The sequence below is a fragment of the Burkholderia sp. BCC0506 genome, from assembly GCF_902833145.1.
In the GTDB taxonomy this organism is placed as follows: domain Bacteria; phylum Pseudomonadota; class Gammaproteobacteria; order Burkholderiales; family Burkholderiaceae; genus Burkholderia.
The window spans coordinates 173,848-185,285 of record NZ_CADFEN010000008.1; the positions used below are offsets into that span (position 1 = coordinate 173,848).

Consider the following 11,438-nt stretch of genomic DNA (forward strand, 5'->3'; position numbering starts at 1 on the left):
AGCCCGGCGCCGTCGGTCCTTGAGCGATCCCTGCGTAGCCGACGTGCTGCGCGGGGATTTTTTGTTTGGCGTATGCGTGACGGCGGCAATTCGGTTTGCAAGATGCCGGCCGGAGTTCGTCACGAAGCGCGGACGGCGGCCGACCGCGCTGTATGGGATCCGCGCAAGCGCCAAAGCGCCAACGCTGACCGACCGCGAAGCATGGGACCAGCGCAAGCGCTAAAGCGCTGACGCTGGTCGACCGCGAAGCATGGGACCAGCGTAAGCGCTAAAGCGCTAACGCTGGTCGACAGGAGAACCGCATGTCACTTGCGGCGCCGCTTTCCGGCATCCACATCGTCGAATTCGAAGGTCTCGGCCCCGGCCCGCTCGCCGGCTGGATGCTCGCCGGCATGGGCGCGCGCATCACGCTGGTCGCGCGCCCGTCCGGCCGCACCAGTGCGCCGGACGCGCTGCGGGCCCGCGACGGCGATCTGCTGCGCGAAGGCAAGACGATCGTCGAACTCGACCTGAAGGCACCGGCCGGCCGCGACGCCGCGCTCGGCCTGATCGCACAGGCCGACGCGCTGATCGAGGGCTTGCGGCCCGGCGTGATGGAGCGGCTCGGCCTCGGGCCCGACGCTTGCGCGCGCCGTAACCCGAAGCTCGTATACGGGCGCATGACGGGTTGGGGCCAGCACGGCCCGCTCGCGGCCGCGGCCGGACACGACCTGAACTACGTCGCGCTGACCGGCCTGCTGTCGCTGGCCGCGCCGCGCGACGGCCGACCGGGCGTGCCGCCGACCGTCGTCGGCGATGCGGGCGGCGCGCTGGGGCTCGCGTTCGGCATCGTCTGCGCATTGCTCGACGTGCGCGGCGGCGGGCCGGGGCGCGTGGTCGACGGCGCGATCGTCGACATCGTGTCGATGCTCGGCTCGCTCGCGCTGTGGGCCCGCGCGAACGGGCAGCTCGACGGCGCGCAGCCGAGCCTGTTCCACGACGCGCCGTTCTACGACGTGTACCGCTGCGCGGACGGCGAATGCGTGACGATCGGCGCGCTCGAACCGCCGTTCTATGCGCTGCTGGTCGAACGGCTCGGGCTGACCGACGTCGATCCCGCGTCGCAGTACGACCCGGCGCGCTGGCCGGCGCTGAAGGCGCGCTTCGCGGCGGTGTTCGCGCAGCAGCCGTCCGCGCACTGGCGCGCGCTGCTCGAAGGCACCGACGCGTGTTTCGCGCCGGTGCTGAGCGTGGCCGATGCGGCCGTGCATCCGCACAACGCGGCGCGCGGGATCTATCGGACGGACGAGCACGGGAACGTGAGGGCGCGGGTGGCGCCGCGGTTTTTGCCGTTGGCAGGGGATGACGCCGGTTAGGGCTGTCTTTCAGGAGGGTGCTTCCGTTCGTCGACGGTCGAGTGCCGAGTGCATCAGCGTGTCAATTTGCAATGAAACGCCAGCGCGGCACGCGTCGAGGCATCAACGCCCGGCCTCGGACGCTCACGCCGTTTCCTCCCGCGCATCCGGCATCTTGCCGTCGCCGACGCGGTTGATCGTGCCTTGCGCGATCGCGACGAGCCGCTCGTGGTCGCCGTCGATGACGAACACATGACATTGGCAGGTCGCCTGGTGCCGGCCCGCGTAGACGAGCTTCGCGCGGGCGACGAGCGTGCCGTTCACGGCCGGGCGCAGGTAGTTGATCTTGTATTCGGCGGTGATCACGCGCGGGCCGAGCACGAGCGCGCCGGCGAACGTCAGCGCGTTGTCCGCGAGATAGCTGATGACGCCGCCGTGCACGAAACCGTGCTGCTGCCGCAGTTCGTCGCGCACCGGCAGACACAGCGACACTTCGTTGTCGCCGATATGCATCAGCTCCGTGCCCAGCAGCATGCTGAACGGCTGCGCACGCAATGCGCCGCGCGCGTGGTCCGTGATGTCGGTCATCAGTCGCTCCGAGAAACCCCGTCCTTCAGGACGAGGGAGGACGTCAACGAACTTCCTTCGAAATGAGTGCCCGCTTGCGCTGAACTCTAGGAAGGGGGGGGCGGATAAGCAAGGAAATTCGTCCGTGTTTCGTGCAAATCCCGGTGCGAGGCGACCCGATTATTGCGTCGAATGCGCAAGATCTCCGCGTTCGCGGGCGATTCGACGCGAATGCGCGAGCGAAGCGCGCGATTGACCTGCGTGGCCGGCGATTCCGCCTAAAGTCCGACGAAGAAATGCCGCTAATGCCGGGGCATTGCCTCATCGTCCGCTCTCCAGGAATCCCCCATGTTCGGAAAAATCAAGCTCGCGTCGGGTCTGCTCGGCGTGTTGACCGTGTTCTGTCTCTTCCTGTTTGCGATCGAGGCGCTCGGCTTCTGGGCGCTCACGTCGACGCGCAGCGGCGTCGACGATCTGTCGAACGTCGCGATCGCGCAGGTCGATGCGGCCAGCCGGGCGACCGAGCAACTGCTCGACGCGCGCATCAACCTGTCGCGTGCCGGCACGCGGATGGTGCGCGGCGGGCCGAAGCCCGAAGACATCATTCGCCATGCGGGCGCGTCGCTCGCGGAAGCGGACAAGGCGTTCGCCGTGCTGACGGCCGCGCAGGCGGTCGAGGACACCAACCGCGCGCGCGTCGCGGCGCTCGCCGAGCGCTATCGCGCGCTGCGCGGCGCGCTGGGCGAACTCGTGCAGTTCCTCGACGCCGACAACATCCAGGCGTTCCTCGACCAGCCGACCCAGGGCTTCCAGGACGCGTACATCGCCGAGCTGCATCGCTTCACCGACTATGGCGGCACGTCGAGCCGCGCGGCGCTCGACACGATCGACGGCGGCATGCTGTGGTTCAAGTCGGTCGGCATCGTGCTGCTGGTGGCGATGCTCACGGCGAGCGCGGCGATCTACGCGGCCGCGCGGCGCGCGGTCGTCGCGCCGCTGGAGCAGGCCGGCCGCCATTTCGAGCGGATCGCGCAAGGCCGGCTCGACGAAGCCGTGCAGGCGGGCGGCGTATTCGAGATCGACCGGATGCTGCGCGGCCTCGCCGCGATGCAGACGAGCATCGCGGGCACCGTGCGCACGGTGCGCCAGGCATCCGACGCGATCCACCTCGGCGCGGGCGAGATCGCGGGCGGCAACGCCGATCTGTCGGCGCGTACCGGCACGCAGGCCGCCTCGCTCGAGGAAACCGCCGCGAGCATGGAGGAATTGACCGCGACCGTCCGGCAGAACACCGACAGCGCCCGCGCGGCGAGCGCGCTGGCCGACGCGGCGCTCGAAGCGACGAGCCACGGCGGCGGCGTGGTCGACAGCGTGATCGACCGGATGCGCGGCATCGCGCAGAGCTCGGGGCGCATCGCGGAGATCATCTCGGTGATCGACGGCATCGCGTTCCAGACCAACATCCTCGCGCTGAACGCGGCGGTCGAGGCCGCGCGGGCCGGCGAACAGGGGCGCGGCTTCGCGGTGGTGGCGGGCGAAGTGCGCTCGCTCGCGCAGCGCAGCGCGCAATCGGCGAAGGAGATCAAGGCGCTGATCGAGGATTCGGTCGCGCAGATCAACGGCGGCGCGGAGCTCGTCGAGCGCGCCGGCGATGCGATGCGCACGGTGTCGGCATCGATCACGCGGGTCGTGCAGACGATGTCCGAGATCACCGCGGCATCGGTCGAGCAGAGCGTCGGGATCGAGCAGGTGAACCAGGCCGTCACGCAGATGGATCAGCTCACGCAGCAGAACGCGGCGCTGGTCGAGGAAGTCGCGGCGGCCGCCGCGTCGCTGAACGACCAGACCGCGCACCTGATGCAGGCGGTATCGGTGTTCGAACTGGGCGACGGGCGCGCCGCACAGGGCGGGCGCGCTGCGCCGTCGTTCGCCGCGGCGGGTTACGAACCGGCCGGCAGCGCCGCGTAGGCGGTCGCGAGGTGGTAGGGCGTCGTCGACGGCATGTCGGCGCGCGACACCTGGCCATCCGCCGTCTTGCACTCGAACCAGCCGCGCGGTTGCAGGAAGCGCGCGGCGAACCGCTCGATCTGGCGCGCGAGCGGCGCGGAGGCCGGCGTGCCGCCGTGCGTCGCGAGCGCGCGCAGGTATTCGGTCTGCGCCCAGATCCGCTGCGTGCCGTCGATGCACGCGCCTTGCGCGTCGAGCGCTGCGCACACGCCGCCCGTCCGCGGATCGACGCCGTATTGCTCGGCGAACGCGAACGCCCGCGACAGCGCGGCGGGGAGCCCGGTCTGCGCAAGCCGCGCACCGGCCGCATCGACCAGATAGAACCACTCGAACTGATGGCCGGGCTCGAAACGGTTGTCGGCCGCCCCGAGCGGCAGCTCGGCCACGCAGCCGGTCGCCGCGTCGACGAACGTGTGCTCGACGGCCTGCGCGGTGCGCGCGAGCGCATCGTCGAACGCCGTATCGCCGAACGCATCGGCAGCCGCGAGCCACGCTTCGGTCAGATGCATCAGCGGATTCTGCAGCGCACCGCTGCCGGACGACGAGAAATCGGCGTGGCGCGCGGCATCGAGCAATGCGTCGCCGTGGCGCGGCGCGAAGCGCGCCTGGATCAGCGCGGCGGTTTCTTCCGCCGTCGTGCGCGCGGCGGCGTCGCCCGACGCCGCATGCCACGCAGCGCACGCGAACACGATGAACGCGTGCGTATAGAGATCCTTGGTCGTATCGAGCGGCGCGCCCTGCGTGTCGACGCTGTAGATCCAGCCGCCGTGGCGTGCGTCGCGAAAATGCCGGCACAGTGCATCGAACAGCAGGGCCGCGTGCGCGGTGTCGCCGGCCTGCGCGAACACGAACAGTTGCCTCGCGCACGCCATTGCGCGATAACGGGTCGCGGGCAGCGGCGCGTGGGTGGCCGGATCGACGGCCTCGAACGGCAGTTGCAATGCTGGGTCGAACCCTGAACCCCGCCAGATCGGCAAGACGACGTGCGCGAAATGGTGGCGCAGCTGGGCGGCCTGGGCGGAAGCGGAGTCGGAAACGGGCATGACGGGGTTGAGCGCTTGGATCGAAACGTGTCGGCGCGGCCCGGAGAATCGGCGCGGCCGGGGCCAAGGATAAAACATTCCGCGCGGCCGGCACCAAAAAAAGGAGATAAATCGGATGCTCAGCAACCTGGAACTCGTGATGCGGCTCGTTCTCGCGGCGGCGCTCGGCAGCGTCATCGGCTTCGAGCGCGAGCGCCTGTCGTGGGCCGCCGGCCTGCGCACGCACATGCTGGTGTGCGTCGGCTCGACGCTGATCATGATCGTGTCGGCGTTCGGTTTCGCCGACGTGCTCGGCACCAGCGACCACGTCGTGCTCGATCCGTCGCGGATCGCCGCGCAGGTCGTGTCGGGCATCGGCTTCCTCGGCGCGGGCTCGATCCTGCTGCGCGGCGAGATCGTGCGCGGGCTGACGACGGCCGCGAGCCTGTGGTCGGTCGCCGCGATCGGCCTCGCGGTGGGCGGCGGGCTCTATGTCGCGTCGATTTCGGCGACGATCATCATCCTGATCATCCTCGCCGGCATCAAGCCGCTGGAGCGGCGCTATTTCACGGTGCGCCAGCGGCGCCAGCTCGCGTTGACGGTCGCGAGCGGCACGCTGACGTTCGATTCGCTGCACGCGGCGCTCGGCCCCGACAGTGCGCGCGTGAAGCAGTTCATCGTGCAGCGCGCCGACGATACGGGCGAGCAGGACGAGGTGCGCATCGCGCTCGCGCGGGTGTCGGAGCTCGAATACAAGGCGATCTGCGACAAGCTGCGCGCGCTGCCGGGCGTCACGCGCTTCGACGGCGGGAACGGGCTGGGTGGCGACGAATAGCGTGAGTCGGTTGCGGGGCGTGCGACAATGGCTGGCCACCGATTCCGTTCGACATCCGGGTCCGTGCCCGCGGGCCCCGCTATCCGATTTCCATGACCGAATCCGTTTCCACGCCTCGTTCCCGCTCCCGATCCACCCGTTCGTCGGCCCGTTCGCGCCCGCGCTCGGCCGCTGCCGCAGGCAGCACGTCCGCCAGGGCGACGGCACGATCCGGCAGCGCGCCGGCCGGCGATGCGCCGCGGGACGAACGGACGCTCGACCTGTTCGGCGATCCGGTGCTGGAGCCCGGCGAGCGCCTGCCGGTCGCGGCGCACGACGACACGATCGTGGAAGCCGATGCGGCGGCCGGTGCCGACGACGGGCGCCAGGCTACGCTGGACGGGTTTAGCCCGCCGGCGGATGCGGCTGCGGCAAGGCATGCGGAAGCTGAAGGTACGGCGACGACGGATGTGGAGAACGAGGCCGTTTCGACGCCTGAAGGCGACATGGCCGCGAACGTCGACTGCGCATCTGCGGAGGGTCTTGCAACGAAGGCAGCCGATTTGCCCGCGGGCGACGGCGTCGTCACGCAGATCGATGTGCCCGTGACCGACGGTGCCGCGAAGGCGGCGACGAAGCCGCGAGCGTCGGATGGCGCCGCGGCGCGGGCGGCCGAATCGCAAGCGGCGGACGCCGAAGGGGTGAAGCCTGCGGTCGAGGGGGCGGCCGTGAAATCCCGCGAAGGGAAATTTTCCGGTGATGCCGCGAAGGAACGCCGCTCGTCGTCGGGCGGCAGGCGCAGGGCGGCTGCCGGTGCAAACGAGGCGACGGCAACGCAAGCCGTGCCGGTCGCGCCGGGCGTCGACTCGAAGCCGGATGCGGTTGAATCGAGCCCGTCATCGGTCGCCGCCGCGCCGGTCGAGCCGCAGATGCCGGCACGGCCGACACAGTCGACGCAGTCGCCCGAACCGGCAAGCACCGCGCATGCCGCGAAGCCGCGCGACACGGTCCGGCAACCCGACGCCGCGCCGTCGCGGGCTGCACAGCCGGTGGCATCCGCCGCATCGTTCGTGACCAAGCCGTCGTCGGAGCGTCCGCAACCGGCCGCGCCGGCCTTCGATCCGGACACGCACCTGCGCCCGCTGACCGACCGGATCGCCGCGCTGCAGTCCGACGTGGACGGCCTGACGCGCTCGGCCGATCGCGAGATGCGTCGCGTCAACCGCTTGCTGCTCGCACTGGCCGTCGTCGTGCTGGCGGGGCTCGTCGCGCTGGTGCTGCAAACGCGGCAAATCGCGCACCTGAAGCAGGACGTGGCCGCCAAGCAGCAACGGATCGATCGCCTCGCCGCCGATCTGTCGACGCAGCAAGCCACGCTGATGACGCTCGAGGAGCACCACGAAGCGCTCCTGTCGCAAGTCGACCGGCTGCAGCGCAACGCAAACCGCGAGGCGGCCGTCGCGAAGCGGGTTCGTCGCACGCGTTAATCGTTTCGACCCTATCCTGGAAGGCCGACGCGGCAAGGATCGCGGTTCCGCACCGGCGATCGGCTGCCGCGCGCGTGCGGCAAACCGATGCAGTCGCTGGCAGAGTTCAGGGAAAACCCTTAGAATGGAGGTCATCTAAGGGAAAACCCTAGCCACATCTGTCAGGAGTCTCACATGAGCTTCATCTTCGCCCTGCTGCAAAAAATCGACGACCTGTTCGTGTCCCCGCACCTGCCGCTCGACGCCGAATACTCGTACGCCGCGCGTCGCGCCGAAGCCGAGCGCGTACGCCGTGCGCACCTCGTGCCGATCGTCCTGTACCGTCGCTGATTCGCTGATTCGCTGATTCGCTGATTCGCTGATTCGCTGATTCGCTGATTCGCTGATTCGGCGCGGCGTCCGCCGCACCTGCCCGCCCGTTTTCCACCGCCGCATCGCGCGCCGGTGCGACTGTCCCGCTACACTGGGAGTCCGATTCCGTTCACGGCGACCGGGCCATGCTGCAGATGCGGCCGATGACGGCCGGCGAATTCCACGCGTACCGCACGCGAGCCATCGACGGCTACGCGCGCGATCTCGTTTCCTCCGGGCAGAATGCTGCCGAAAACGCGGCCGATCGTGCGCGTGCCTGTTTCGACACGCTGCTGCCGGACGGCCTGCTGACCGCCGGTCAGACTCTCGTCACGCTCATCGACGGCGCCAGCGGCGACACGGTGGGCGACCTCTGGTACGCGATCGTCCCCGAAGGGCCGAACCGCACGCTGTTCATCTACGACCTCGACATCGTCCCGTCCCGGCGTCGCCAGGGCTGGGCCACGCGCACGCTCGACGCACTCGACGCCGAGGCGCGCCGGTACGGCATCACCGAAATCGGGCTGTCGGTGTTCAATCACAATGCGGCGGCGCGTGCGCTGTACCGTGCGTGCGGCTTCGCGCCGATCACCACGACGTTGATCAAACCGGTCGTGTCGAACTGAGTCGCCGGCCGGCGAGGCGTCGTCACATGCCGGCGGTTCGGCGCACCGCTTCGGCGGCCCACGCAGGCACGCTTCCCGATCCTTCCTGTCGGCCGGACGTTCGAACGCCGAACGGCCCGTCCGGCCATCCGGCATTCGCCGCCTGCCGCGTCAACGCGCGCGGCCTTTCCATCTGCGCAGCAGCAACGCGTTGGTCACGACGCTCACGCTGGAAAACGCCATCGCCGCGCCCGCGATCACCGGGTTCAGCAAGCCGAGCGCCGCGAGCGGCACGCCGACCAGGTTGTACACGAACGCCCAGAACAGGTTCTGCTGGATCTTGCGGTACGTGCGCTTGGAGATGTCGATCGCGTCGGCGACGAGCGCCGGGTCGCCGCGCATCAGCGTGATGCCGGCCGTGTGCATCGCGACGTCGGTGCCGGTCGCCATCGCGATGCCGACATCCGCCGCGGCGAGCGCCGGTGCATCGTTGATCCCGTCGCCGACCATCGCGACGACTCCGCCGTGCGTGCGCTTCAGCTCGGCGACGACGCGCGCCTTGTCGTCGGGCAGCACCTGCGCGTGTACTTCGCCGATGCCGAGCGTCGCCGCGACGGCTGCCGCGCTGCCGCGGTTGTCGCCCGTCACCAGGGCGCTGGCGACGCCACGCGCCGACAGCGCCGCGATCGCGTCGCGGGCGCCCGGCTTCACGGTATCGCCGAATGCGATCAGCGCGAGCACCGCCCGCGGCGCATCGGCACGCATCAGCCACGAGATCGTGTTGCCGGCGCGCTCGAGCTCCGCCGCGCGGGCGTCGAGCGCCGGCGGCACCGCGATGCCGAGCTCGTCGCGCCAGCGCGTGCTGCCGAGCGCGAGTCGCTGCCCGCCGACCTGCGCTTGCACGCCGCGCCCGGCCACCGCGCGTGCATCGATCGCGGCCACCGGCTCGGCCGTGCCCCGATGTGTTGCCACGTCGGACTCATGCGCGGCGACCACCGCGCGGGCGAGCGGATGGTCGCTCTGCCGCTGCACGGCCGCCGCGAGCGCGAGTGCTTCGCCGCGCGGCACGTCGACGGCGTCGAACGCGGTCACGGACGGTTTGCCTTCGGTCAGCGTGCCGGTCTTGTCGAATGCGATCACGGTCGTGCGCTGCGCGAGCTCGAGCGCCTGCGCGTCCTTGATCAGCACGCCGTGCCGGGCCGCGACGCCCGTGCCGGCCATGATCGCGGCGGGCGTCGCGAGGCCGAGCGCGCACGGGCACGCGATCACGAGCACCGCGACCGCGTTGAGGATCGCGGTTTCCATCCCGGCGCCGGCGATCAGCCAGCCGATGAGCGTCAGCACGGCGATGCCGAGGATCGCCGGCACGAACACCTCGCTGACGCGATCGACGAGCCGCTGGATCGGCGCCTTCTCGGCCTGTGCGGATTCGACGAGGCGGATGATGCGCGCGAGCGTCGTCTCCGCGCCGATCGCGGTGGTTTCGACGACGAGCGCGCCTTCGCCGTTGATCGAGCCGGCCGTGACGGTGTCGCCGTCGTCCTTCGGCACGGGCAGGCTTTCGCCGGTGATCAGCGATTCGTCGATGTGCGAGCGGCCCGACACGATCCGGCCGTCGACGGGCACGCGCTCGCCGGGCCGGATGCTCACGCGCGTGCCGACGCGCACCTGCGCGAGCGGCACGTCGCGTTCGACGCCGTGCTCGACGATGCGCGCACGGTCGGGGCGCAGCGCGTTCAGTGCGCGGATCGCCTCGGTGGTCTGGCGCTTCGCGCGCGATTCGAGCCACTTGCCGAAGCGCACGAGCGTGACGATGACGGCCGACGCCTCGAAATACAGATGGCCCGGATGCGCGGGATCGCGCAGCATCATCCACAGGCTCAGCCCGTATGCGGCCGACGTGCCGAGCGCGACGAGCAGGTCCATGTTGCCGGTGCGCGCCTTCACCGCATGCCAGGCGGCGCGGTAGAAGCGCGCGCCGAAGCCGAACTGCACGATCGACGCGAGCACGAGCTGGAGCCAGCCGGGCAGCATCAGGTCGATGCCGAACGGCGCGGCGAGCATCGGCGCGACGAGCGGTGCGCTCAGCACGGCGGCCCCGATCACGAGGTTGCGCTCGCGAATGGCGTCGCGGCGCTTGCGTGCGTCGGGGTCCTCTGCGCGGCTGGTCGGTGGCGCGCCCGCGCCGGCCGTTGCGCCGGCGGACGGGGCGGCGGGAAGCGATGCGCGGTAGCCGGCTGTGGCGACTGCCGCGATCAGCGTGGCGGCGTCGAGTGCGCCGGCGCCGTGCACCGACGCGCGCTCGGTCGCGAGATTGACCGTCGCGCGCGCGACGCCCGGTACGGCGGCGAGCGCCCTTTCGACGCGGCCGGCGCAGGACGCGCAGGTCATGCCGCCGATGTCGAGTTCGACGTCGGTGGCCGAGGCGGGGGCGGCAGGCGTGGCGACGGCAGCCGGCGTCGCGCCGTAGCCGGCCTGTGTCACCGCGTCGACGAGCTGGGCGGCGGATACGTCGGCCGTGATGTCGACCGTCGCGCGCTCGGTCGCGAGATTGACCGACGCGCGCGTGACGCCCGGCACCTTGGCGAGCGCTTTTTCGACGCGCGACACACAGGACGCGCACGTCATTCCGTCGATGTCGAGTTCGATCGTCGCGGCGGCAGCCGGCGCAGGCGGTGCTGCCGCGGTTGGCGGGTGCGCCGAATGCGGGGCCGCGACGGCTTCGACCGCCGCTTCGCGCACCGCTGCGTGATAGCCGGCCTCACGGATCGCGTCGACGAGCCGGCCGGGCTCGACCGTCTCCTGCGCGGTGACCGTTGCCGCATGCGCATCGAGATCGACCGCCGCATCGACGACGCCCGGCACGGCGGCCAGCGCGCGCTGCACGCGGCCGGTACAGCCGCCGCAATGCATGCCGTCGACGGCCAGCTCGATCGTTTGCAGCGCCGCGGAGGCAAGTGGTTCAGTCATGTCGGATTTCCCAAAAGCGCGGTTCGTGCCGCGAATGGTTCCAGTATCAACATTCCCATGATGGTAAGGTCAAGCGTCGGCGACGATGCGACGCAGGTCGATGCGCACAGGGTGTCACAACACGGAAAAAGCGATCGCCCGGCTTCCGGACGGACAGCCGGGCGATCGTGCCGGGGTGGGAAAGTGTGCGCTCAGGCGCCGGGCTCATCGACACGCCTCGACTCCCCACCATTCCGGCGCGCCGGCACAGTTCCCGATTTTTGGCCAATCTCGCTGAATAT

At 70.4% G+C, this 11,438-nt stretch carries 9 protein-coding genes; 6 read left to right on the forward strand and 3 right to left on the reverse strand.

Going from position 1 to position 11,438, the window contains the following annotated elements:
• The first annotated feature begins 302 nt into the window (after positions 1-302).
• The gene (locus tag HWX62_RS19925; protein WP_175931171.1) at positions 303-1,355 is read left to right on the forward strand and encodes a CaiB/BaiF CoA-transferase family protein; all 1,053 of its coding nucleotides are present in this window, start codon (positions 303-305) and stop codon (positions 1,353-1,355) included.
• A 123-nt stretch (positions 1,356-1,478) separates the two neighbouring features.
• Here HWX62_RS19925 and HWX62_RS19930 read toward each other — a convergent pair whose 3' ends face one another.
• A complete protein-coding gene (locus HWX62_RS19930; protein WP_175931172.1) occupies positions 1,479-1,922 on the reverse strand; it encodes a PaaI family thioesterase in 444 nt (147 codons plus the stop codon).
• 327 nt (positions 1,923-2,249) lie between these two features.
• On the opposite strand from HWX62_RS19930, the gene HWX62_RS19935 reads away from it, so the two are divergent.
• The gene (locus HWX62_RS19935; RefSeq protein ID WP_175931173.1) at positions 2,250-3,869 is read left to right on the forward strand and encodes a methyl-accepting chemotaxis protein; all 1,620 of its coding nucleotides are present in this window, start codon (positions 2,250-2,252) and stop codon (positions 3,867-3,869) included.
• Here the strand turns inward: HWX62_RS19935 and HWX62_RS19940 are convergent.
• The gene (locus tag HWX62_RS19940) at positions 3,842-4,951 is read right to left on the reverse strand and encodes an AGE family epimerase/isomerase (RefSeq protein WP_175931174.1); all 1,110 of its coding nucleotides are present in this window, start codon (positions 4,949-4,951) and stop codon (positions 3,842-3,844) included. The genes HWX62_RS19935 and HWX62_RS19940 overlap by 28 nt on opposite strands.
• A 115-nt stretch (positions 4,952-5,066) precedes the next feature.
• Here HWX62_RS19940 and HWX62_RS19945 point away from each other — a divergent pair, with 115 nt between their 5' ends.
• The 4 genes from HWX62_RS19945 (at position 5,067) to HWX62_RS19960 (ending at position 8,208) form a co-directional block, all read left to right on the forward strand.
• On the forward strand, positions 5,067-5,765 hold the full coding sequence (locus tag HWX62_RS19945; protein ID WP_175873154.1) for an MgtC/SapB family protein: 699 nt from the start codon (positions 5,067-5,069) through the stop codon (positions 5,763-5,765).
• Between the two features lie 92 nt (positions 5,766-5,857).
• Positions 5,858-7,231, forward strand: coding sequence for a flagellar hook-length control protein FliK (locus HWX62_RS19950; protein ID WP_175931175.1), 1,374 nt, complete (start codon positions 5,858-5,860; stop codon positions 7,229-7,231).
• A 174-nt stretch (positions 7,232-7,405) separates the two neighbouring features.
• Positions 7,406-7,561: a hypothetical protein gene (locus HWX62_RS19955; RefSeq protein ID WP_167361908.1), complete on the forward strand. Its 156-nt coding sequence runs from the start codon at positions 7,406-7,408 to the stop codon at positions 7,559-7,561.
• A gap of 167 nt (positions 7,562-7,728) precedes the next feature.
• Complete coding sequence (locus tag HWX62_RS19960) at positions 7,729-8,208, forward strand: GNAT family N-acetyltransferase (protein WP_175931176.1); 480 nt, start codon at positions 7,729-7,731, stop codon at positions 8,206-8,208.
• A 150-nt stretch (positions 8,209-8,358) separates the two neighbouring features.
• On the opposite strand, the gene HWX62_RS19965 is transcribed toward HWX62_RS19960, so the two are convergent.
• Positions 8,359-11,157, reverse strand: a complete 2,799-nt coding sequence (locus HWX62_RS19965; RefSeq protein WP_175931177.1) for a heavy metal translocating P-type ATPase — start codon at positions 11,155-11,157, stop codon at positions 8,359-8,361.
• Positions 11,158-11,438 lie beyond the last annotated feature (281 nt).